Source organism: Gordonia sp. G4 (assembly GCF_057770005.1).
Window position 1 is genome coordinate 86,231 of sequence record NZ_CM173442.1, and the last position, 22,438, is coordinate 108,668.

Consider the following 22,438-nt stretch of genomic DNA (forward strand, 5'->3'; position numbering starts at 1 on the left):
TGCACAGACCGCTTCCGAGTGGCACTCACGATGCCCGCCGGTGCCTCGTGGACCCTGCTCGCCGTGCATCGGGAGGGTCGGCCAGGTCCGAGTAGGACAGGGGCAGCCGGGTGCGTACCCGCTGCGCCAGGTCCGGCAGGTCCAGCGCCTCGAGATAGACCGCCCACGCGGCGGCCGGCATGCGCGCACAAAGGTCCCCGTCGAGACGCACCTCCGGCCGCCGACGCTGAGCCGCGGCCACTCGTGACCTGTCTGCGGCCGTGAAGATCTCGGCCGGCGTGGTGACGAACATCGCGCTCTCTTCCCCCGAAAAGTTCAATCAACTGCATCTTCTAGTGTGCCATTCTGCATTCATGGGGGAAACACTACGAGTGCGCTGTGACGGATGTGGGGCCGAGATATCGGTGAGGATCACCGGCGGACGAGGGATATCCGCAGTTCAGCGCGCCGCACGCATCGACGCTGTGCTCGGAGCGGCCGGATGGTCGACCACCGGCCTGACCGACTTCTGTCCCGACTGCGTCGACACCGACCCGGCACCCACCGCCGGAACCCGGCCGCACCTCACCATCGTGCGCGACCAGCCGCCGGCGTGGGCCGACCGCGATCCCACCGCAGGGACGCCGACACCGACCGACTGAGACGATTCGCCAAAACCGTCCGACCCGCATTCGCGCTGTGGTAGACATCACACCAGATGAGTCAACGCTGACTGTTCTCGGTCGGCCGAGATCGTGTCGACGAAGGGGTCGTGGGGATGACGGACGCCAATTCCAACTCGAAACTCAACTCTCCGAACGGTTTTCCGCGTCGATCCGCGTTGCGCGGGTCGGCGGCCGCCGCGGTGCTCGCCGGAACCGCGGTGGCGTTGCCGGGCGTCGGCGTACCCACCGCACGGGCGGTGCCACGTCACGGCCGCGGGCGCGGTCGCGACGTCGCGATCTTCGGCGGCGGGATGGCCGGCTTGTCCGCGGCGCATGAGCTCGTCGAACGGGGCTTCGCGGTCACGGTCTACGAACCGTCCCGGCTCGGCGGCAAGGCCTACAGCCACGACGTCCCGGGCACCGCGCGGGGCGGGCGCCTCGCGCTCCCCGGCGAGCACGGTTTCCGCTTCTTCCCCGGCTGCTACCAGCACGTGCCGGACACCATGGAGCGAATTCCGCTGGGCGCGAGCAATGTTCGGGATCGTCATCTCGTCGACGTCGAGTCGGCGGTGATCGCTTTCGACGACGCCGGATACGCGCCGACCACCGCCCCGGCATCGATCATGGGTTTTGTCCAACACGCGTCCGAGATGGTGACGCTGGACAATCTGCGCAACGCGTTCATGACCGGGCTGAAGTTCGTCGCCGATGTCCCGCCTCCCGAACTCGCCTTCTTCGTCACCCGCGAGCTGATCATCGCGACGAGCTGCACCGAGCGCCGGATCGGCCAGTGGGAGAACCAGTCCTGGATGCAGTTCGTGAAGTCCAAGGGCAAGTCCCGGGCCTACCAGCGATACCTCGTCGGAGCGCTCACGCGAGCACTCGTCGCGGCCAAACCGGACACCGCGTCGGCCCGCACCATCGGCCAGATCGGACTCGCCCTGGCCACGTCGGCGACCGGACTGATCAGCGGCTACGACGCCGGGCTCGTGCACGGCGGAGTCGACCGGATCCTCAACCGCCCCACCAGCCATGCGTGGATCGATCCCTGGGTCGCCCACCTCCGCCGTCGTGGCGTCCGGTTCGAGATGGGGACCGGTCTGGCGCGGCTGACTCTCGCCCGCGGCCGGATCAGCGGTGCGCAACTCGCTTCGGGCGCGTCGGTGGATGCCGACTGGTACGTCGCCGCGATGCCGATCGACCGGCTCAGCCCGCTGCTGTCGCCCGAGCTGATCAGCGCCGACCCGTCGCTGGCCGGGATTCATGCCCTGAAGGACGACTGGATGGTCGGCATCCAGTACTTCCTCTCCCGGCGCGCCGACATGCCGCCGAGCCATATCGCGGCGCTGGGTACTCCGTGGGCGCTGACCGGACTCTTCCAGGCCCGTCCGTGGAACGTCGACTTCGCGCGTACCTACGGGGACGGCCGGGTGAAAGACTGTCTGTCCATCGACATCTCGGAATGGGAGAAGCCGGGCATCCTCTACGGCAAACCCGCCAGGCAATGCACCCGGAACGAGATCGCGCGCGAGGTGTGGGCACAGATGAGCCGCGCGATGAACTCCGGGTCGCGAAAGATCCTGCGGTCGGAGGAGATCGTCACCTGGTCCCTCGACCCGGGCATCACCTGGTCGCCGTCGATCGCCAACGCCACCCCGCTGATGGTGAACACCGCCGGCTCGTACAAGAACCGGCCGAACGCCTACACATCCATCCCGAATCTGTTCATCGGCGGCGACCACGTCCGGAGCAACATCGATCTCGCCACGATGGAAGGCGCCAACGAATCCGGGCGTCGGGTGACCAACGCGATCATCGCGGCCGCCGACAGCCCCGCCCGCGCGGCCACCGTGTTCCCGCTCTGGGAGCTGCCGATGCTCGAGCCGCTGAAACAGATCGATCGCGATCGCTACCGGGCGGGACTCCCGCACATCCTCGACGTCTGAGGCCGTCGATAATCAGCGACGCTCCGAACTACGATGCCTCCGTGACCACCTCCCCCGGCGCCGCCCGGCGCGCGCGGCAGCAACGCAGCGGGGTCACCCAGACCCGCATCCTCGATGCCGCGATCCGCGTCCTCGTCGACAGCGGGTACGCCGCCGCCAGTACGGTCGCGATCCAGAACGAGGCGGGCGTCAGCCGGGGCAGGTTGTTGCACCACTATCCCTCGCGCGACGCGCTGCTGATGGCGGCCGTCGGACACCTCGCCCGTACCCGGATCGCCGAACTGCCCAGTCGCGTGGACTGGCCGGCAGATCCGATCCAGCGCATCGCGCTGGCCACCGACGTCGGGTGGTCGACCTTCCACCAGCCGTATTTCGTCGCGTCGATGGAACTGTGGGTGGCCGCGCGGACCAATGCCAATCTGCGTACGGCGCTGCTACCGACCGAGCGTGAGATCGGCCAGACCGTGCGACGTGCGGTGGCCGGTTTCCTCGGTCCCGAGCTCACCGCGTCGCCGCGTTACGCCGATCTGTATCCGCTGCTCCTGACAAGCATGCGCGGCGCGGCGACGACCTACCTCATCGACCAGCGCGACCCGACGACCGATCCCCACCTCCCCCTGTGGCGGGACCTCACCCGCGTGTACCTCCTCGGCGACGCCGGGGTCACCCGGTCCGCCGAGTCGTCGTCTCAGTCCGCCGGATCCGCCGGGTCCCCCGAGTCCGCCACGTCCCCGGACGATGCCAGCGCCTCGAGCAGCCGGTCGACGAACGGGACCTGAGTGGGATTGAGCCTGGTCCGCGCGAGATCGGTCGAACACCACTCGGCGCGATCGATCTCCGGGAACGCCCGCATCCGGCCCGACCGGGGCGGCCACATCAGATCGAACGTGTTGCTGACGACAGACGCGACGTCGAGGTCACCCGCCACGCCGAAACCGATGACCCGCTTGCCGCTCTTGAGCGTCACCTCGCCGAGTTCGATCGGCCGGCCATCCGGTACCGGGCTCCCGATCTCCTCGGCATACTCACGCCGGGCGGCGGCCCACTCGTCCTCCCCCGGTTCGACGAGCCCCTTGGGCAACGACCACGACCCCGCGTCCGGCTTGCGCGCCCAGATCGGGCCACCGGGGAACACGAGGAGGACCTCGACGCCGGCGCGGTCCGCGGGCGCCCGGCGATAGAGCAGAATGCCCGCGCTGCGGCGGGAAGCGGTGGCGGTCACCGATATATCTTGCCGGAAACGCCGCCGATACACGGCTGCTCAATTCCGGAAACCTGCGAGCCGTAGAAATCGACCCATGTCGGTTCTGGGCGTCATCAAGAACGGGAAGACCGCCGCGCATCCGGTGGACGAGATCCCACCCTTCGTTCGTCTCTTCCCCCTCGGCCTGCAGCATGTGCTGGCCATGTACGCCGGAGCGGTGGCGGTACCGCTCATCGTCGGTGGGGCGATGGTGAGCGCGGGTCAGCTCCAACAGGGCGACATCGTGCACCTGATCATGGCCGACCTCTTCGTCGCCGGCATCGCGACGATCCTGCAGGCGGTCGGCTTCTGGCGGTTCGGGGTGCGCCTCCCGCTGATGCAGGGTGTGACCTTCGCCGCCGTCGGACCGATGATCACCATCGGGACGTCGTACGGCATCACCGCCATCTACGGTTCGGTGATCGCGTGCGGCGTGTTCATGATCGCGGTCGCACCGATCGTCGGACGACTGATCCGCTTCTTCCCGCCGCTGGTCACCGGGACCATCATCCTCATCATCGGGGTGTCCCTGATGCGGGTGGCGGCAGGCTGGTTCGGCGGGGGCACCGCCGCGGGTCCCGACTTCGGCGACCCGAAGAACATCGCCTTCGGCTTCCTCACCCTTGCCGTCATCATCGGCATCGAGCGATTCGCGCCCCCGGCGATCCGGCGGGTGTCGATCCTGCTCGGCCTGGCGGCCGGCACCCTGATCTCGATCCCGTTCGGGATGACGCACTGGGATCAGGTCGGCGAGTACCCCTGGCTCGGCATCCCGCAGCCGTTCCAGTTCGGCGCACCCACCTTCGAGATCAGCGCGATCGTCTCGATGATCATCGTCGGCGTCGTGATCATGACCGAGACCACCGGGGACATCGTCGCCGTCGGCGAGATCGTCGACGAGAAGATCACACCCCGCAAGCTCGCCGACGGCATGCGCGCCGACGGCCTGGGCACCGCGCTCGGCGGCGTGTTCAACACCTTCCCGTACACGGCGTTCGCCCAGAACGTCGGCCTCGTCGCGATCACCGGCGTGAAGACCCGCCACGTCGCGACCTGCGCGGGCATCATCCTGGTCGTCCTCGGCCTCCTGCCGAAGATGGCAGCGGTCATCGAGGGCATACCCCTGCCGGTGCTCGGCGGCGCCGGGGTCGCCCTGTTCGGCATGGTCGCGGCCAGCGGCATCCGGACGCTCGCCAAGGCGAAGCTCAACAACACCAACATCCTGGTCGTCGCCATCTCCGTGGGTGTGGCGATGCTGACCGAGGCCAAGATCTACTACACCGACCGCGAACTCGGTGAGGAGCCGGTCAACGTCGTCCTCGATCTGTACGCCCAGTTCCCCGACTGGTTCCAGACCATCTTCCATTCAGGGATCTCCGCCGGCGCCCTCACCGCGATCGTGCTGAACCTCCTGTTGAACACGCGGAGTGTCTCCGCCGATCCGGTCGATTACCACAACACCGGGGACATCGCGGTGGTCGGGACTCCCGATGGAACAACCGACCTCTCCGGCGCCGACGGCGTTCGTGCCGCCGCCTTCGACCCCCGGGACGCGCTGGCGGCCGCAGACCCCGACACCCCGGCGGACACCCTCCGCTATCTGGCCGAACACGACCCGTCGCTGCACCCGTTCATCGTCACCAATCCGGCGACGCCCAAGGACCTGGCCGACCACATCAAGAGCCTCGGCGACCCGAAGGTGTTGCGGCTCTTCGACACCTGGGACGGTTACACCTCAGGCGGATTCTCCCGGCGCGGGTCCTGACCCGGCTTCGTCCCCCGAGGCACGGGCGTCACCCGTGCTGCTGCTTGGCGTAGTTGCTGGCGCCGTAGAAGTCGACGAGGACCACGGGATCGTCGCCGACCACCCAGGCGTCGTGACCGGAGGGCAGGGACGTGATCTCCCCGGGTCCCGCGTCGAACTCGGTTCCGTCGGCCATCACGACGTGCAGGACGCCGGCAGCGTGGTACTGGAAGTGGGGCGCCTCGCAGAGCTCGGTGCCGGCGATCGGTTTGACGTCGACCGACCACCTCCAGCCGGGCTGCAGGGTCATCCGGCCGATGTCCGAATGCCCCACGCTGACTATGTCTATCTGGCCGTGCCCGAACGTGCGTACCTCGTCGGGTTCGGCGAAGGCTCGGTGTTCGGTTCGGTGCTCGGTGCTGGTCATGATCCCTCCCGGTGATCGCGTGCTGGACGCCCGACCAGGACAACGCTAGGCCCGCGACCTTGCGGTTGTACTGCGACGACCGCACGATCGCGCATCGAAGCACGTCGGTCGTGGATCCCCCGCGAGGGCTCCGGTTCGGCCTATCGTGGAAGCCATGTCCTCCAGACAAGATCCCGACCCGGCACACGACGATGCGGACATCGTCGACCCCGATCTCCCGCACGAGTGGCCCCACGATTCCGCGTTCGCGTTCGGCGATTCGGCACCGATCGGCGAGACCGACCGACTCGCTCGCGAACGCGCGGCCTACGACGCGGCGAGTCACGGAAGCGACGTCAATCGTGGCCACGCGCTCGGCGGTTCGGCCGGCAGCACCGAGGGGCAGTAGATGGAGGTGTTGTCCAGCCGGGTGCTCCTGCTCTCGGCCGATCCCGAACGCCTGCAGTCCTTCTACCGCGACCGGCTCGAGCTGCCGGTGCACCGCGAGTATCCGGGTGGCGTCGTCTTCTTCGCGGGCAACGGACTCATCGAGATCTCGACACACATGGCGACCGACGCACCCCCTGCGACGAGCGATTCCGTTCTCTGGCTGCAAGTCCGCGACGCCGAGGCCGTCGCCGAGCAGTTTCGGGAGCGCGGCGTCCCCGTCACCCGCGAACCGCGCACCGAGCCCTGGGGTCTGATCGAGATGCACGCGAGCGATCCGGACGGCCGCACCCTCATCGTCGTCCAGATCCCCGCCGATCACCCGTTGCGCAAGGACACGCGATAGCCGTCCACACCGCTCACCGCACGCGGCAGGACGTCCGGCGGACCCGGGCCTCCGGGTCGATCGGCGACCGAGGTCGCGCACGCACCATGACAGACTGGACGCCATGAGTTCCTGGAACGCGCCGACGGTCACCGGAGGACACGATGCGCCCGCCGGACGCGGCCTGGACGCGACAGTGGAGCTGCCGGGTTCGAAGTCGATCACCAACCGTGCACTCGTCCTCGCCGCCCTCGCCGATGGACCGTCCACCGTCCGCGGAACGCTCCGGAGCCGCGACACCGATCTGATGCTGGCCGCGCTGGAGGCACTGGGTGCCGAGATCAGGATCGACCCCGCCAGCGAGACCACCGTCTCTGTCGTACCCGGACCCCTCCACGGCGCCGCGGTGGACTGCGGCCTCGCCGGGACCGTGATGCGTTTCCTCCCTCCGGCCGCCGCCCTGGCCACCGGCCGAGTGTTCTTCGACGGCGACCCTCATGCGCGCGAGCGGCCACAGACCACGATCCTCGACGCACTGCGCCGACTCGGCGTCGCCGTCGACGGTGACCGGTTGCCGTTCACCATCGACGGCAGCGGGACCGTTCCCGGCGGCGAGGTCACCATCGACGCGTCCGGGTCCTCGCAGTTCGTGTCGGGACTCCTGTTGTCGGCGGCCCGATTCGACGCCGGCGTCGTGGTCCGGCATGTCGGGCCGGCCGTCCCGTCGACCCCGCACATCGACATGACCGTGGACATGCTGGCGACGGCCGGAGTCGTCGTCGACACCTCCCGACCCGATGTCTGGAGTGTCGCACCCGGACCGATCGCGGCCGTCGACTGGACGGTCGAACCCGACCTCTCGAACGCCGCCGCATTCCTCGCCGCGGCGGCGGTGACCGGCGGAACCGTCCGAGTGCCGTACTGGCCCGCCGTGACCACCCAACCCGGCGCGCGGATCGCGGACGTGCTGGCCGCGATGGGTTGCGCCGTGGAGCATCTCGACGGCACGCTGTCGGTTCGCGGACCCGAGGTACTCAAGGCGGTCGACCTCGACCTCCGTGACATCGGCGAGCTCACCCCCACCATCGCCGCGCTGTGCGCGCTGGCCGACGGGCAGTCGGTGCTGTCGGGGATCGCCCATCTCCGCGGGCACGAGACCGATCGGCTCGCCGCACTCACCACGGAGATCACCCGCCTGGGTGGGACGTGTGCCGAGACCGACGACGGCCTCCGCATCACCGGCACCGCCGGCGCCCCCTTACACGGGGGCACATGGGAGTCCTATGCCGATCACCGGATGGCGACCGCGGGCGCGATCATCGGCCTCGTGACGCCCGGCGTGATCGTCGCCGACATCGAGACGACGAGCAAGACGCTGCCCGACTTCCCGGCCATGTGGCAGAAAATGATCGAGGGCCTATGACCCGACGGGAACGGGCCTCCCGGTGAGTCGCCGGGCCGCGAGTTACGACGAATCCGATGTCCGGGTCCGTCCGGGCAAAGGCACCAGGCCGCGCACCAAACAGCGGCCCTCGCATGACGACGCCGAGCAGGGGATGGTGGTGTCGGTCGATCGCGGCCGCTGGGGCGTGGTACTCGGCGGCGACCCGGCCCGACGCGTCGTCACCATGCGGGCTCGCGAGCTGGGGCGCACGCCGATCGTCGTCGGCGACGACGTGTCCGTGGTGGGCGACCTGTCCGGCCGTCCCGACTCGCTGGCGCGGATCGTCAGGGTCGCTGATCGTCGAACGGTGTTGCGTCGCACCGCAGATGACTCCGATCCCTATGAGCGGATCGTCGTGGCGAACGCCGACCAGCTCCTCATCGTGACCGCCATGGCGGATCCACCGCCGCGCACCGGGTTCGTCGAACGCGCGCTGGCAGCGGCGTATGTGGGCGGCCTGTCCCCCATCCTGTGCCTGACCAAGTCGGACCTCGCCGATCCGACCGAGTTCACCGCGGCCTTCGCCGATCTCGACCTACCGGTGGTGTGCGCGGGTCGCGACGACCCGCTCGACGAGATCCTCGCGACGTTGCGCGGCCGGATCACCGCGTTCATCGGCCATTCCGGGGTGGGCAAGTCGACACTGGTCAATCGCCTTGTGCCGGATGCATATCGAGCGACCGGCGTCGTGTCGGGAGTCGGCAAGGGCCGGCACACCTCGACACAGTCGGTGGCACTGGCACTGCCCGAGGACACCGGCCCGCGCGGCTGGGTGATCGACACCCCCGGCATCCGGTCCTTCGGACTCGCGCACGTCGGACCCGACGACATCGTCGCCGCCTTCGACGATCTGCAGTCCGCCATCGCCGAATGCCCCAGGGGCTGTACCCATCTGGGCCCGCCGGCGGACCCGGAGTGCAGACTGGACGAGCTCGCCGGTCACTCATACCGACGCGCCATGGCGGTGCGCCACCTACTGGTGGCGGTCAGCGGCGGCGAAGGTGAACCGGTCGAGGAGCCCCGGTCCCCGGAGTCCCAGCAGCCGCACTGACGGTGCGAGCCGTCAGCGCCGACGTCGACGGGCGCGCAGCTCGCGGATGGCGGTCTTGAGACCGTTCGCGCGCGGCGTCATCCCCGCGAAACGCTTCTCCGACGCGGTTTCCGGCGCGTCGTCGGGCGTCGCGCGTAGGAACGAATCGGGCAGCGAGAGCTTGTTGATCGTGCGCAACGTCTGAAGGTATTGCACGACAATCGATCCGGTCGTGTACGGGAGGTCGTACTTGTCACACAGCTCGCGGACCCGGACGCCGATCTCGGCGTACCGATTGCTCGGCAGATCCGGATACAGATGGTGTTCGATCTGATAGCACAGGTTGCCGCTGAAGAACGCCATGGCGGGGCCGGCGTTGAAGTTCGCCGTGCCGAGCATCTGCCGCAGGTACCACTGACCCTGCGTCTCGTTCTCGAGCGTGTCCGCGGTGAACTTCTCCGCGCCGTCCGGGAAATGCCCGCAGAAGATCACCACGTAGGCCCACACGTTGCGGATCAGATTCGCGGTGAGGTTCGCCGTCAGCGTGTGCTTGAAGTTCGGGCCCGACATCGTCGGGAACAGGAGGTAGTCCTTCGCCAGCTGCTTACCGACCTTGCGTGCGAAGACCTTCAGCTGCGGGAGAGCCACCTCTCGGGACTTCTTCCCGGTGAGCGCGTCCTTCAGGTCGAGGTCGTGCAGGCCGATGCCCCACTCGAACAACGCGGCGAGCACGATGTTGGTGAGCGGCTGGAACAGCATCTTGGGCTGCCAGGGCTCGTCGCGAGTGACACGCAGCGTCTTGTACCCGACGTCGTGATCCATGTCGAGGACGTTGGTGTACTTGTGATGGATGTAGTTGTGGGAGTGCTTCCAGTGCGGCGAGGCGCACACCATGTCCCACTCCCAGGTGGTCGAGTGGACCTCCGGGTCGTTCATCCAGTCCCACTGCCCGTGCATCACGTTGTGCCCGAGCTCCATGTTCTCGATGATCTTCGAGAGCGCGAGGGCACCGGTACCGAGCAGCCAGAGGGGCCGGGAGCGGCTGCCCAGCAGCGCGGCGCGACCCGCGACCTCGAGGGCGCGATGCGCGAAGATCGTCCGCCGGAGATATCGGACGTCACGCATCCCGCGGTCCGCCTCGATCTCGCGACGGAGCGCGTCGAGCTCGGCGCCGAGTGCTTCCACGTCGGCGTCGGTCAGGTGCGCGTACTCGTTGATGTCAGTGATTGCCATTACGCCTCATTATGCCCTCGCCGTCCGCACATGCGGTTTGTTTGACAAATGCAACCGTCTGACCTGCGCGGATCAGGCGGCCTCGTCGTCGCGGCGGACGTTGCCCTCGGACACATCGGCACGGCCCGGACGGCTGCGCAGCGAGCGGACCAGCTTGTCCCGTCGCCGGGAGCGCAGGCTGTCGATCGCCGAGCGCAGCCCGCGGCGGGCACCGGTCGTCTCGTCGACCGTCGCCTGCAGTCGGGCACCGTCGGGGAGCCCCTGCTTGAAGCGACGTTCCGACGCCGTCTCGGGCGCATCGTCGGCGGTCGCGGAGAGGTACTTGTCCGGGAGCGACAGTTTGGCGATCGTCCGCCATGCCTTCGCGTACTGCACCGGGAAGGGTCCCGAGGTGTACGGCAGGTCGTACTTGTCGCACAGTGCCCGCACCCGCACCGCGATCTCGGCGTACCGGTTGCTGGGCAGGTCCGGGAAGATGTGGTGCTCGATCTGGTACGACAGGTTGCCGCTCATGAAGGCGAGGGCGAATCCGGCGTCGAAATTGGCGCTGCCGAGCATCTGGCGCAGGTACCACTCGGCCTGCGTCTCGTTGTCGATGTCCTGCCTGGTGAACTTCTCCGCGCCGTCGGGGAAGTGTCCGCAGAAGATGACGGCGTTGCTCCACACGTTGCGGATCACGTTGCCGAGCGCGGTCGCGGTCGCGGCCTTGGCGTACGCGCGGCCGTACCCGACCTTGTGCCCCGTGGCGGCACTCACCAGCGCCGGGTACGCGAGATAGTCCTTGGCGACCTGCTTGCCGATCTTCGACAGCACATCGTTGCGATTGCGCCGGAACTCCTCCTGCGCCTCGGGGGTCTTGCGCTTCTTGCCCAGCTCGAGGTGCTGCACGGCGACCCCGTACTGGAAGGCCAGCGCGAGAATCGTGTTGTAGACCAGGTTTCCGTAGTTGAACGGACGCCACCGCTGATCGCGGGTGACGCGCAGGAGACCGTAGCCCACGTCGTCGTCCATGCCGAGCACGTTCGTGTACTTGTGATGGATGTAGTTGTGGGTGTGCTTCCAGTGCGCCGACGGGTCGGTGTTGTCCCACTCCCACGTGGTGCTGTGCACCTCCGGGTCGTTCATCCAGTCCCACTGCCCGTGCATCACGTTGTGCCCGAGCTCCATGTTCTCCACGATCTTGGCGACGCCGAGCGTGCAGGCACCCGCCCACCACGCCGATCGACGGGTCGAGCCGAAGAGCAGGGCACGACCGGCAACCTCCAGACCGCGCTGGAAACGAATCGTGTTGCGCAGGTATCGCGCATCTCGCTCGCCGCGGTCGGCTTCGATGTCGGCGCGGATCGCGTCGAGCTCCGCTCCCAGAGCGGCCACGTCGGATTCGGTCAGATGTGCGTATTCGGGGATGTCGGAGATCGCCATGTGTGGTTCCCTTCGCCGGTGGTCGGTCGCGCGCATTCGAGGTGCGCCGGTGACCGCTGCCTACGCCTACGTTTCCGTAACTTACGCAAGCGTAGGTTAGCGACGGCGATGTGTCCAGTGAGTGTGACGAGGGCTTCGACGGGGCTCACCCGGCCCGGGACATCCGGCCGCGGGACGGGTCAAGGCCCAGTCGACGCGAATGACGCCCAGTCGACGGGGATCGACGCACAGTCGACGGGAAACGACGCACAGTCGACGGGAAACGACGCCCAGTCGACGAAGGGGCCTCAGGCAGGAGCCGTCACTTGTTGCGGTTGGCCTCGTAATCGTCGCGGAACAGCTCGAAGCCGATGAGGTCCTCGAAGACTCCGGCGGAGCGGGCGGCGAGCTTCTGGGTGCCGAACTCCCGGAAGCCTGCGTTGCGGGCGAGCTTCTTGCTGCCCTCGTTGCTGTCGGCGGCGAAGAGGGTGAGGCGACGAAAGCCCAGCTTGTCGAAGGCGTACCGGACCGCAGCCGGGAACGCCTCGGCGAGAACACCTTTCCCGCGAGCCTCCGGATGCGTGTAGAAGCCGGCCTCGGCCCCGGTGACCTCGTCGATGTGCAGCAGCGTGATGTCACCCAGATAGGCGTCGGTCTCGCGGTCGGCCACCGCCCAGGTGCACGTCGTACCCTGCGCGGCGGTCCACCACTTGCGAAGCCGCTCGGCGGCGGCATGCTCGAGTTCCAACGGATCGGGGCGTGCGAACAGGTACTTGCGCGATGCCGGGTCGTCGAGTGTCTCCCGGATCCGCGGGTCGTCGGTCTCCGCCAGCGGCCGGAGACGGAACCGATCGGTCTCGAAAACGTCTGTCCGCCAGTCGGTCTTCGGGTGCTGCGGATCGTTTGCGTGGAGCGATCCCACCCAGGCGTCGCGGATGTGACCACGGACCTCGACACCGTTCTGTACCGCGGCGTCGAGGCGGAATCCACACGAATGGGCCACCCGCAGCGCGTCGATGTTGCCGGCCACCGTCGTCCAGCGGACGACCTCTTTGCCCGCCTCACCGAACGCGTAGTTCACGGCCAGCAGGACGGCGCGCTTCATCACGCCCCATCCCCGGGCGTCGGGGTGCAGGTCGTAGCTGAGTCGGGTGAGCGGGCCCTCGCCCTCGATGTCGACGGTGCCGACGAACCTGCCGTCGAACTCGACGGCCCACAGCATCCGGGTTCCGTCCGACCAGCTCCGGGGCGCATAGTCGAGCGCGAACCGCTCCGCCGCCGCGCGGCTGTACGGTGCCGGGATCGGGGTCCACCGCATCATGGCCGGATCTGCCGCCAGCTCCACCATGCGATCGAGATCGCGGGGCTCATGCGGCCGCAACGTGACCCCACCGTCACTCAGGACGGGGATCTGGCTGGGGACCGAAGCCTCAGCTCTCACGGGTGCCTTCGCCGGCGTTTCCACGGGCCGGTGTCCTCTCGCCACGCACGTCGTTCACCCTACCGGGTCACCGGTCGGTACGAGCGGCTCGCGACGAACTCCCCGGTCAGACGTCGAGGGTGCAATCCCCCGCCGCGGCGCTGACGCAGGTCTGGATCCGTTCGCCCTCGACATGTTCGACGCCCGAACGCAGATCGCGCACACATCCTTTGTCGAGCATGACCACGCAGCTCTGACAGATCCCCATCCGGCACCCGAACGGCATGATCGCGCCCGCCGACTCCCCCGCCTCGAGCAGTGTGGTCGCGCCGTCGACGGCTGCCGACTTCCCGGACCGCGAGAACGTCACGGTGCCGCCCTGGGCCCCGACGACGCCGCGTTCGAGTGCGAATCGCTCGATGTGCAGGCGTTCGGCCAGATGGGCCTCCGAGTACAGGCGCTGCAAGCCGTCCAGGAACCCGGCGGGTCCGCACGCCCAGGTCTGGCGCTCGCGCCAGTCCGCGCAGAGAGACGGCAGGACCTCCGGCGTGATCTGCCCGTCCGAGCGCGTGTACTGCACGTGCAGGTCGACGATGCCGTCGGCCGCCAGTCCCCCGAGCTCGTCGGCGAACAGCAGGTCGGCCGGAGTCGGCGTCGAGTGGATGAGCCGGATGTCGGTGTGCTGGCCCCGGTGCCGGACGGTGCGCAGCATCGAGATGATCGGTGTGAGACCACTTCCCGCGGTCACGAAGAGGACCTTCTCCGGCAGCGGGTCGGGCAGTACGAACTCGCCGCGAGGTGCGGCGAGACGAACGACCGTACCGGGCGTCAGGCCGTTGACCAGGTGGCTCGACAGAAATCCCTCGGGCATCGCCTTGACCGTGATCGAGATCGTCTTGTCGTTCGCCGACGAATCGGGGGTCGAGGTGAGGGAATAGGACCGCCATGCCCAGCGACCCTCCATCAGCACGCCGATGCCGACGTACTGTCCCGGCACGTAGTCGAAGGAGAAGCCCCATCCCGGCCGGATGCGGATCGTCGCGGTGTCCTCGGTCTCCCGGGTCACCGAGACGACCTTGCCGCGCAGTTCGCGGGCCGACCACAGCGGATTCGCCAGGTGGAGGTAGTCGTCGGGAAGCAGCGGCGTCGTGATCCGGGTGAGCGCGGCTCGCGCCCATTGCGCGCCGCGGCTGCGGGCCGCGACCCCCGAAACCGGTTCCTCGAATCGCTCGAGCAAGCCCATCTCACTAACCGCCTTCGTCGGGAGCGTGTCGGACACACAGTAACCTACGGAACCGTAGGTTGGCGTGCCGGCTCAGAGCAGTTCGAGGAGGAAAGGCAGCTCCTGGGTGGCGTACCACGCGAGGTCGAAGTCCTCGACGTCACCGACGGCGAGTTCGGCATCGAGGTCACCCATGTCGGCGGCGTCGATCACCACCACCGCGGCCCGGACCTTCGGCTCCGCCTCGGCGACGTCGACGTGAACGGACGCGATCGCCGACAGCGGTACGGCACCGGAGATCTTGACCACCGCGTCGTCGAGATCGGGACGCGGTGTCACGTCCTCGACATCGGCCGCGACGACCACCCGCCGCGGTGGCAGGCGCGGGGTGTCGCCCGGCGAGGTGACCGCCTCGTCGGCGGCGAGATCGGCGTCGGCATCCACATCGCCCGGCTCCGGCGCCTCCCCGGCGAGCAGGCGCAGCGATGCCCGCGCGGCCTCGCGCAACGCGACCTCGGACAGCTCCTCGTCGTCCCCGGACACGAAGGCCTCCCGGAGCGCGGGCGTCAGCGCGAAGCCGGTACCACCGAGCGGACGGAACTCGCCGTCGGTGGTCAGTCGCGACACCATCGCCAACGTCGCCGGCAGGTACACCCTCATTCGTCGATTGCTCCTGTCGGCTCGCGGTAGGGCTGGGACAGCTCTTCGTAGGACTCGTACACGTAATCGGCCATCGCCGGCAGATCGGCGATGACACCGCGGTCGGCGACGAAGGCGAAGTGCAGTTGGTCACGGTACTCGACGATGCTGATCGCCAGTGCACGCTGCGACACGAGGGTGGGGATCGAGAACATCTGCGACACCGGTGCGCCGAGGACGAACCGGTCCGGGACGGGGGCGGTGCTCATCGCCACCGGCACGTTGTAGGCACGACTGTTCAGCGACCGGAACGCCCGCGAACTGAACTCCGGGAAGGGCACCGCACCGAGCTCCGGGAACAACGGACTCGGGCCGAGGGTCATCCGTCGTGACGACTGCGCGTACCGATCCGCCAGGCCAGCCACCTGGGACAGCCGAACCACCGGATTGCTCTCTCCCACCGGCAGATCCGTCACGAAACTCGGCTTGCCCACGCCGATCCACCCGGGTTCGGGCTCGGCGGTGCGCTCCACTCCCGGATCGCGCGCGGACAACGGGACCACCACGCGCACCGTGTCGGCGGGTACCTCCGCCGGATCGAACGACAGCATCCACTTGCGCATGACCCCGGAGATGATCGCGAGTTCGACGTCGTTGATCGTGCACCCGTGGTGTTCGGCGACCTTCGCACATCCCCGACGCGGCAACCGGGCGGTCGTGATGGACCGGGTCGTCGTGCCCGGATTGTTCAGCGGGCTGCGCGGTGCGGAGTCGCTCAGCTGCGACACCACATCTCCGACGCGTCGCACGGTCGTGCCCATCGCGGCGCGCATCTCGGACACGATTCCGTTGCCGTGCAGCATCGTGTCCACCAGGTCGCCCGGCCGCGCGAGCGCCTCGGCCAGCGCGCCGACGACGAGGTTGGTGCCCCCCGGTGGCGACCCGGGCATCCACAACTCCTCGGGCAGCGGCTCGGCCGCCTCGGCGCCGTCGCAGATGACCTCGCTGATCTCGCGACTCCCGTGCTCGTCGATGAGGCATCGGTGCGACTTGGTGAGGATCGCCAGCCGGCCGTCGGCGAGACCCTCGATGAGGTACATCTCCCACAGCGGTCGGGTGCGGTCGAGGGGCCGGGACATCACGCGGGCGACCAAGTCGTCGAGGTCGACACTCTCACCTCGACGGGGCAGGCCGGCACGACGGATGTGGAAGTTGATGTCGAAGTCGCGGTCGTCGACCCAGACCGGGCGTGCGAGTCCGAGGGTCACCTCGCGAACCGTCTGGCGGTACCGCGGGATGAGTTGCAGACGGTTCTCCACCAGCGACACCAGACGCGAGTAGTCGAACATCGGCTCGCGCGCCGCACGTTCGGACGGCTCGGAACCGCCCGCGGTGTCGCGCTTGGCCACGGGATCGACGATCAGCAACGCCCCGAGGTGGGTCGTCGAACGCGAATCGTCGAGGAAGTAGTACATCGCGTCGCGGGGCGACAGACGGGTGACCACGTCGCCGATCCTAATCGCCGATGCTGGGTTTCGTGGTCGGCGCAGCGCGATGGCCGCGCGATGAACGTTCGGCCACGCGCACTGTCAGCCGAACTCGAGCGCGACCAGTTGCCAGCGGTACTCGACGCGACCCAGTGAGCGCCGGCCCGCGGGCATAGCACCTCGAACCCGGATCGGCTTGCGCTCGATGCGTCCGGCGAACGCCCGGGTCCGTCCACCGCCCTCATATGACCCGAACACCTCGGCAGCGCTGGGATCGCACAACTGGACATGCACCCGCCGCAGCACGTTCCCGGTCGGGACCTGCGTCGCCGAGGGCGCCGGTCCGGTCCCGGATGTGCCGGAGCCGGATGCCTCGGGAATGCGGAAGGCGTCGTGCCGCACGAGCGCCGCGATCTGGTCGGCGACCGCCGGCGCCACGACATCGCCGAGGTGGGCGATCGAGCGGCGTCGGTCGAGCACCTCGAAGAGCACCCGGGACACCGCCACGGTGAAGCGGCGGGCCTCGGCGGCGGCCGACGCGGTCTTGCGTGCCGACGTCGTGCCGGGGGCGGCTGCCGGATACGGACGGGGTGAGGGGACATGGGCAACCTTGCGGACTGCCGTCACCACCGGACCGTCGGGCTCGTACGGCGGGGCCGGACGAACCCGGACCCGCGGTGTCTGCATCGGCCGGGGCTCGTGTGGCCCGGATGTGCCCGTGTGGGCGAGTTCGGGACCCGTGAGGAGTGGACGCATGGGGATTGGACGCACCAGGCGCCGTCCCGGTTCCATCAAGTACGAAAAAAAAAACCGCCGGCGGTCGACCCTCGGAGAATCCGGGACCGGCCACCGGCGGCCGACTGCTCGTCAGCGGCGCTGTTTCTTCGACTTCGGGGGCTTGGGCCGTGCCCCCCTTCGCACGGGCCGCGGCGCGACGCTCACGGCGGCTGGCGGATTCCGCCGCGCCCGAGAGCTCCTCTTCCTCGGAATGGACGACCGTACCGCCGCCCTCCCCCGGACCGGAGTACGTGACCGCCGGGTCACCGGACTGGGACGGAGCCCGCAGGGCGGCCGGGGCCTGCGCACCCGAGTCCGCGACCGGGGCCGCGGGGACGGGCGCCGGGGCGCCCGCGCCGACTGCCGCTCGCAGATCCGCCGCGCTCGGGAGCGGTTGCTGCTGGGCCGGCTGCTCGGTCTGCACCTGCGCGTTGAACAGGATGGTCAGCGCTTCTTCCTTCAGGCCCTCGAGCATGCCGTGGAACATGTCGAAGCCCTCGCGCTGGTACTCGACGACCGGGTCGCGCTGGGCCATCGAACGCAGGTGAATGCCCTCGCGCAGGTAGTCCATCTCGTACAGGTGGTCTCGCCACTTGCGGTCGAGCACGCTCAGCAGCACGCTGCGCTCGAGCTGGCGCATCGCACCCTCACCGGCGATCGAGTCGATCTGCTTCTCACGGGCGTCGTAGGCGGCGCGCGCGTCGGCGACGAGCCTCTCCCGCAACTCTTCGGCCGAGATGTCATCGCGCTCACCGTATTCGGACTCGCCGACGACATCTTTCGGCTCGAGTTCGATCGGATACAGCGCGCGCAGGGCGGACCACAACTCGTCGAGATCCCAGTCCTCGGCGTAGCCCTCGGCCGTCGCGCCGTCGACGTAGGCTCCGACGACGTCGGAGACCATCTCCTTGACCTGCTCGTGGTGATCCTCGCCCTCGAGGATCGTGCGGCGCTCGGCGTAGATGACCTTGCGCTGCTCGTTCATCACCTCGTCGTACTTGAGCACGTTCTTGCGCATCTCGAAGTTCTGCTGCTCGACCTGCGTCTGAGCGCTGCGGATGGCCTTGGTGACCATCTTGGCCTCGATGGGCACGTCGTCGGGAAGGCGGTTCATGATCGCCTCGAGCGCGCCGCCGTTGAACCGGCGCATGAGTTCGTCGGCGACCGACAGGTAGAACCGTGACTCGCCCGGGTCGCCCTGACGGCCGGAGCGACCGCGCAGCTGGTTGTCGATACGGCGCGACTCGTGGCGTTCGGTGCCGAGCACGTAGAGCCCGCCCGCCGCGCGGACCTTCTCGGCGTCCTTCGCAGCATCGTTGCGGGCGACCTCGATGGCCTCGTCCCACGCCGCCTCGTACTCGTCCGGGGTGTGCACCGGGTCGAGTCCGGCCTTGCGTAGCCGGGTGTCGGCGATGATGTCGGGGTTGCCGCCGAGCACCACGTCGGTGCCGCGACCGGCCATGTTGGTGGCCACGGTCACCGCACCGAGCCGACCCGCCTCGGCGATGATCTGCGCTTCCTGCTCGTGGAACTTCGCGTTCAGGACGCTGTGCGGCACCTCGCGCTTCTTGAGCTGGCGTGACAGGTACTCGGAACGTTCGACGCTCGTCGTACCGATCAGGACGGGCTGGCCCGCCTCATGGCGCTCGGTGACGTCGTCGACCACGGCGGCGAACTTCGCCTCTTCGGTCTTGTAGATCAGGTCACCCTGGTCCTTGCGGATCATCGGCTTGTTCGTCGGGATCGGCAGCACCCCGAGCTTGTAGATCTGGTCGAACTCGGCGGCCTCGGTCTCGGCGGTACCGGTCATGCCGGCCAGCTTCTCGTAGAGGCGGAAGTAGTTCTGCAGCGTGATCGTGGCCAGCGTCTGATTCTCGGCCTTGATCTCGACGCCCTCCTTCGCCTCGATGGCCTGATGCAGGCCCTCGTTGAAGCGACGCCCGTCGAGCACACGGCCGGTGAACTCGTCGACGATCATCACGTTGCCGTTGCGGACGATGTAGTCCTTGTCGCGCTGGAACAGCTCCTTGACCTTGATCGCGTTGTTCAGATAGCTGACCAGGGGCGAATTGGCGGCCTCGTACAGATTGTCGATGCCGAGGCGATCCTCGACGAACTCGACGCCGGCCTCGTGGACGCCGACCGTCTTCTTCTTGATGTCGACCTCGTAGTGCACATCGCGCTCGAGGAGCGGCGCGATCCGGGCGAACTCGGTGTACCACTTGCTCGACCCCTCGGCCGGGCCGGAGATGATCAGCGGCGTGCGGGCCTCGTCGACGAGGATCGAGTCGACCTCGTCGACGATCGCGAAGGCGTGGCCGCGCTGGACGAGATCCTCGAGGGAATGCGCCATGTTGTCGCGCAGGTAGTCGAAGCCGAACTCGTTGTTCGTGCCGTAGGTGATGTCGGCGGCGTAGGCCTCGCGACGTGCGGCCGAACTCATGCCGGTCAGGATCACCGCGGTGTCCAGACCCAGGAACCGGTGCACGCGACCCATCCACTCGGAGTCACGTTTGGCCAGGTAGTCGTTGACGGTGACGACGTGGACGCCGTCCCCGGCGAGTGCGTTCAGGTACGCCGGGAGCACACAGGTGAGCGTCTTGCCCTCACCGGTCTTCATCTCGGCGATGTTTCCGTAGTGCAGCGCCGCGCCACCCATGATCTGGACGTGGAAGTGCTTCTGGTCCAGGACTCGCCACGCGGCCTCGCGGGCCACCGCGAACGCCTCGGGCAGAAGCTCGTCGAGCGACGCCCCGTCGGCGATCCGCTCCTTGAACTCGTCTGTCTTGGCACGCAACTCGGCGTCGGTCAACGCCTCGACGTCATCGGACAGCGTCTCGACGTGCGATGCGATCGCATCGAGTCGCTTGACCATGCGGCCTTCGCCGACACGCAACAGCTTGTTCAGCACCGTGGATCGAGTCCCTCACCTGTAGAAAACACACGGAATCCGGCCCGCGCGAACGCACAGACCGGATCCCATGGTAGCGATGTGAGCTGAGCAGACCCTGATCGGACCGTCAGGTGGGTCGACGAGGTGGACGTCGGATGCCCACCGGGTGACCGCCGACGGGTGCCCGCCCGGGGTTCACGTCAACCTGATGAGCCCGTAGTCGAAGGCGTGTCTGCGGTAGACCACGGACGCCTTGTCGGTCTCCTTGTCGTGGAACAGGAAGAAGTCGTGACCGACCAGCTCCATCTCGTAGAGCGCGTCGTCGACGGTCATCGGTACCGCGGTGTGTTCCTTCACGCGGACGATCTGACCTGGCGTGTGATCCTCCACGCCGTCGTCCCACTGATCGGCGGCACGTGCGGAATCGGCCCCGGGATCACCGACGAAGCCGTCGACCGAGAGCTGATTGTCGCGCAGGGGCGGGGCACCGATCTCGGTGGCTTCGGCGACCGAGAGCGGCCGGCGGTTGCCGTGGTGGACACGCCGCCGGTCCTTGACCCGTCGTAGTCGGGATTCGACCTTGTCCAGCGCGTGCTCGAGCGCGGCGTAGAAGTTCTCGCCACAGGCCTGCGCTCGCACGATCGGCCCCTTGCCCGTCGCGGTGATCTCCACCTGCTGACAGACCTTGGACTGTCTCCGGTTGCGTTCGTGGTTCAGCTCGACGTCGAATCGGTAGATGGTCGGATCGAATCGCTCGAGGCGAGCGAGCTTGTCACCGACGTAGATGCGGTAGTGGTCGGGGATCTCGACGTTGCGGCCGCTGAACACGACCTTCGCTGTTGGTTCGGCTGGATCGTCGGAGTCCTTCGTTCCCGGTGGGCGGACGAAGGCGAACTCTGGGTCGTAGGAATCGTTCTCGGCTTGCCGGCGGTCGGGCGCGAGGCCCTCCTCCACGGTCGGTCGTGGGTCGGCGGTCTTCGGTTCGCGCTGGCCTTTGCGGTGGATGACTGTGGACATTCAACTACCTCCTGAATTGTCCCGAAACCGGTTGAACCATCGTGATCTGTTGTCGCACTGATGATTCGAACAGCATCGAGGATGTGTCCATGTCAGCTGACAGCTGACACTCTGGCGACAGGGGCATCACCTCCGGCAGAAGCGGTCGTGGCCGGCACCGGCCTCGAGGGCCACCGGCAACCTGCTGTACCCCCGACCGTAGCCGCAAGTTCCGGTATCGGCCACGTTTTGCCGGTGCCGCGTCGGCATGTCGGGACGATCGGGGTCGCCGGGTCTCAGTCGATCCGGATCGGCGACGGTTTCGTGCTCCGGCCGAGCCCCGGCGCCGGTTGTCCACACCCGAGCCGGGATCCCGTCACACCGTTGCGAGGTGTTCTACCGTCGGCGCGTGACATGGCGGCGGGAGGTCTTCGACGCGGGTGCCGATCTGGTGTTCCCCGTGCTCTGCGGCGGGTGCGGACGCCCGGGATCCGGGTGGTGTCGGCGGTGCGAGGCGGCGTTGTCCGACGTGCCGGTCGCCGCCCATCCGCGGGTGGAGGCGGGCGTCGCGGTGTGGGCGCTGGGCCGGTACCGCGGTCCGCACCGGCAGGCGATCATCGCGATCAAGGAACACGACCGGCGCGATCTCGCGCGGCCACTCGGCGCCGCACTCGCACGCGGTATCCGCGTGCTCGCCGGCTGGGGCGAGCTGCCCGACGCCGACCGGATGCTGTTGATCCCGGCCCCGACGCGCCGCATGACCGCCCGACGCCGCGGTGGAGACCCGGTCACCTCGGTGGCGACGCATGCGGCACCGGCGCTCGGCCGACGCGTACAGGTGGCACCGCTGCTGAGGACCTCGGCGACGGCACGGGACTCCGCCGGACTCGACGCCCGAGAGCGCGCCCGCAATCTCCGCGGCGCCGTGCGGCTGCGCGCGGGCGTCGCACCCACCCGCGGGGCCGCCGCCATCCTGGTCGACGACGTGCTGACCACCGGCGCGACCGCGGCCGAGTCCGTGCGCGTGCTGTCCGAGAACGGGTTCGACGTCGTGGCCGTCGTCGTGCTTGCGGCGGCCTGACTCGCGTCGGCGCGACAGGAGCGCCACCTGACATGGATCCGCGCTGGGGCGACCTGCGCC

19 protein-coding genes and 2 pseudogenes are annotated in these 22,438 nt (G+C 68.3%); 9 read left to right on the forward strand and 12 right to left on the reverse strand.

Annotation, left to right across the window (positions count from 1 at the left end):
* Positions 1-25 precede the first annotated feature (25 nt).
* Entirely contained in the window at positions 26-292 is a 267-nt protein-coding gene (locus tag AC3B5T_RS00370; RefSeq protein WP_010844625.1) for a hypothetical protein, read from the reverse strand.
* 112 nt (positions 293-404) lie between these two features.
* Between AC3B5T_RS00370 and AC3B5T_RS00375 the strand changes: the two genes are divergently transcribed.
* The 3 genes and pseudogenes from AC3B5T_RS00375 to AC3B5T_RS00385 form a co-directional block, all read left to right on the forward strand.
* Positions 405-641, forward strand: a complete 237-nt coding sequence (locus AC3B5T_RS00375; protein WP_488358090.1) for a hypothetical protein — start codon at positions 405-407, stop codon at positions 639-641.
* A gap of 116 nt (positions 642-757) precedes the next feature.
* Positions 758-2,590 carry a hydroxysqualene dehydroxylase gene (locus AC3B5T_RS00380; RefSeq protein ID WP_488358091.1) on the forward strand — a complete coding sequence of 611 codons (1,833 nt, stop codon included), beginning with the start codon at positions 758-760 and terminating at the stop codon, positions 2,588-2,590.
* A gap of 41 nt (positions 2,591-2,631) precedes the next feature.
* Positions 2,632-3,246 (forward strand): annotated as a pseudogene (locus tag AC3B5T_RS00385) (TetR/AcrR family transcriptional regulator); the annotation flags it as partial.
* A 32-nt stretch (positions 3,247-3,278) separates the two neighbouring features.
* Here AC3B5T_RS00385 and AC3B5T_RS00390 read toward each other — a convergent pair.
* Positions 3,279-3,812, reverse strand: coding sequence for an NUDIX hydrolase (locus AC3B5T_RS00390; protein WP_488358093.1), 534 nt, complete (start codon positions 3,810-3,812; stop codon positions 3,279-3,281).
* A 76-nt stretch (positions 3,813-3,888) separates the two neighbouring features.
* Between AC3B5T_RS00390 and AC3B5T_RS00395 the strand changes: the two genes are divergently transcribed.
* On the forward strand, positions 3,889-5,598 hold the full coding sequence (locus AC3B5T_RS00395) for a nucleobase:cation symporter-2 family protein (protein ID WP_010844629.1): 1,710 nt from the start codon (positions 3,889-3,891) through the stop codon (positions 5,596-5,598).
* A 28-nt stretch (positions 5,599-5,626) separates the two neighbouring features.
* Here AC3B5T_RS00395 and AC3B5T_RS00400 read toward each other — a convergent pair whose 3' ends face one another.
* The gene (locus tag AC3B5T_RS00400) at positions 5,627-6,004 is read right to left on the reverse strand and encodes a cupin domain-containing protein (protein WP_010844630.1); all 378 of its coding nucleotides are present in this window, start codon (positions 6,002-6,004) and stop codon (positions 5,627-5,629) included.
* A gap of 154 nt (positions 6,005-6,158) precedes the next feature.
* Here AC3B5T_RS00400 and AC3B5T_RS00405 point away from each other — a divergent pair, with 154 nt between their 5' ends.
* The 4 genes from AC3B5T_RS00405 (at position 6,159) to rsgA (ending at position 9,250) form a co-directional block, all read left to right on the forward strand.
* On the forward strand, positions 6,159-6,392 hold the full coding sequence (locus tag AC3B5T_RS00405; protein WP_010844631.1) for a hypothetical protein: 234 nt from the start codon (positions 6,159-6,161) through the stop codon (positions 6,390-6,392).
* A complete protein-coding gene (locus AC3B5T_RS00410; protein WP_014927770.1) occupies positions 6,393-6,776 on the forward strand; it encodes a VOC family protein in 384 nt (127 codons plus the stop codon).
* A 103-nt stretch (positions 6,777-6,879) separates the two neighbouring features.
* Entirely contained in the window at positions 6,880-8,178 is a 1,299-nt protein-coding gene (aroA, locus tag AC3B5T_RS00415) for a 3-phosphoshikimate 1-carboxyvinyltransferase (protein WP_488358094.1), read from the forward strand.
* A 22-nt stretch (positions 8,179-8,200) separates the two neighbouring features.
* Positions 8,201-9,250 (forward strand): ribosome small subunit-dependent GTPase A, encoded by a 1,050-nt coding sequence (rsgA, locus tag AC3B5T_RS00420; RefSeq protein ID WP_488358096.1) that lies wholly within the window; start codon positions 8,201-8,203, stop codon positions 9,248-9,250.
* Positions 9,251-9,262: 12 nt separating this feature from the next.
* Here the strand turns inward: rsgA and AC3B5T_RS00425 are convergent, their stop codons facing one another.
* From AC3B5T_RS00425 to hpf, 9 genes and pseudogenes are all read right to left on the reverse strand, one after another.
* Positions 9,263-10,462: a fatty acid desaturase family protein gene (locus AC3B5T_RS00425; protein ID WP_488358098.1), complete on the reverse strand. Its 1,200-nt coding sequence runs from the start codon at positions 10,460-10,462 to the stop codon at positions 9,263-9,265.
* Positions 10,463-10,534: 72 nt separating this feature from the next.
* Positions 10,535-11,884, reverse strand: a complete 1,350-nt coding sequence (locus tag AC3B5T_RS00430) for a fatty acid desaturase family protein (protein ID WP_488358099.1) — start codon at positions 11,882-11,884, stop codon at positions 10,535-10,537.
* 301 nt (positions 11,885-12,185) lie between these two features.
* Complete coding sequence (locus AC3B5T_RS00435) at positions 12,186-13,328, reverse strand: GNAT family N-acetyltransferase (RefSeq protein ID WP_010842164.1); 1,143 nt, start codon at positions 13,326-13,328, stop codon at positions 12,186-12,188.
* An 82-nt stretch (positions 13,329-13,410) separates the two neighbouring features.
* A complete protein-coding gene (locus AC3B5T_RS00440) occupies positions 13,411-14,526 on the reverse strand; it encodes a ferredoxin reductase (RefSeq protein WP_010842165.1) in 1,116 nt (371 codons plus the stop codon).
* 72 nt (positions 14,527-14,598) lie between these two features.
* Positions 14,599-15,165: a DUF6912 family protein gene (locus AC3B5T_RS00445; RefSeq protein WP_035717168.1), complete on the reverse strand. Its 567-nt coding sequence runs from the start codon at positions 15,163-15,165 to the stop codon at positions 14,599-14,601.
* Positions 15,162-16,649 carry a wax ester/triacylglycerol synthase domain-containing protein gene (locus AC3B5T_RS00450; protein ID WP_488358100.1) on the reverse strand — a complete coding sequence of 496 codons (1,488 nt, stop codon included), beginning with the start codon at positions 16,647-16,649 and terminating at the stop codon, positions 15,162-15,164. The genes AC3B5T_RS00445 and AC3B5T_RS00450 overlap by 4 nt, the downstream gene beginning before the upstream one ends.
* Positions 16,650-16,733: 84 nt before the next feature.
* Positions 16,734-17,387, reverse strand: a complete 654-nt coding sequence (locus tag AC3B5T_RS00455) for an Rv3235 family protein (protein ID WP_010842168.1) — start codon at positions 17,385-17,387, stop codon at positions 16,734-16,736.
* Between the two features lie 111 nt (positions 17,388-17,498).
* Positions 17,499-20,319, reverse strand: a pseudogene (gene secA, locus AC3B5T_RS00460) (preprotein translocase subunit SecA).
* Positions 20,320-20,496: 177 nt separating this feature from the next.
* Complete coding sequence (gene hpf, locus AC3B5T_RS00465) at positions 20,497-21,318, reverse strand: ribosome hibernation-promoting factor, HPF/YfiA family (protein WP_488358102.1); 822 nt, start codon at positions 21,316-21,318, stop codon at positions 20,497-20,499.
* Between the two features lie 388 nt (positions 21,319-21,706).
* On the opposite strand from hpf, the gene AC3B5T_RS00470 reads away from it, so the two are divergent.
* Positions 21,707-22,378 (forward strand): ComF family protein, encoded by a 672-nt coding sequence (locus tag AC3B5T_RS00470; RefSeq protein ID WP_488358103.1) that lies wholly within the window; start codon positions 21,707-21,709, stop codon positions 22,376-22,378.
* Positions 22,379-22,438 lie beyond the last annotated feature (60 nt).

Excerpts from the sequence above, each read along its gene's own strand:
- AC3B5T_RS00455 (WP_010842168.1), bottom strand. The coding sequence starts at position 17,387 with ATGCGTCCACTCCTCACGGGTCCCGAACTCGCCCACACGGGCACATCC.
- AC3B5T_RS00430 (WP_488358099.1), bottom strand. The coding sequence starts at position 11,884 with ATGGCGATCTCCGACATCCCCGAATACGCACATCTGACCGAATCCGAC.
- AC3B5T_RS00405 (WP_010844631.1), top strand. The coding sequence starts at position 6,159 with ATGTCCTCCAGACAAGATCCCGACCCGGCACACGACGATGCGGACATC.
- AC3B5T_RS00445 (WP_035717168.1), bottom strand. The coding sequence starts at position 15,165 with ATGAGGGTGTACCTGCCGGCGACGTTGGCGATGGTGTCGCGACTGACC.
- AC3B5T_RS00410 (WP_014927770.1), top strand. The coding sequence starts at position 6,393 with ATGGAGGTGTTGTCCAGCCGGGTGCTCCTGCTCTCGGCCGATCCCGAA.
- aroA (WP_488358094.1), top strand. The coding sequence starts at position 6,880 with ATGAGTTCCTGGAACGCGCCGACGGTCACCGGAGGACACGATGCGCCC.
- AC3B5T_RS00380 (WP_488358091.1), top strand. The coding sequence starts at position 758 with ATGACGGACGCCAATTCCAACTCGAAACTCAACTCTCCGAACGGTTTT.
- AC3B5T_RS00425 (WP_488358098.1), bottom strand. The coding sequence starts at position 10,462 with ATGGCAATCACTGACATCAACGAGTACGCGCACCTGACCGACGCCGAC.
- hpf (WP_488358102.1), bottom strand. The coding sequence starts at position 21,318 with ATGTCCACAGTCATCCACCGCAAAGGCCAGCGCGAACCGAAGACCGCC.
- AC3B5T_RS00370 (WP_010844625.1), bottom strand. The coding sequence starts at position 292 with ATGTTCGTCACCACGCCGGCCGAGATCTTCACGGCCGCAGACAGGTCA.
- AC3B5T_RS00395 (WP_010844629.1), top strand. The coding sequence starts at position 3,889 with ATGTCGGTTCTGGGCGTCATCAAGAACGGGAAGACCGCCGCGCATCCG.
- AC3B5T_RS00400 (WP_010844630.1), bottom strand. The coding sequence starts at position 6,004 with ATGACCAGCACCGAGCACCGAACCGAACACCGAGCCTTCGCCGAACCC.
- AC3B5T_RS00440 (WP_010842165.1), bottom strand. The coding sequence starts at position 14,526 with ATGGGCTTGCTCGAGCGATTCGAGGAACCGGTTTCGGGGGTCGCGGCC.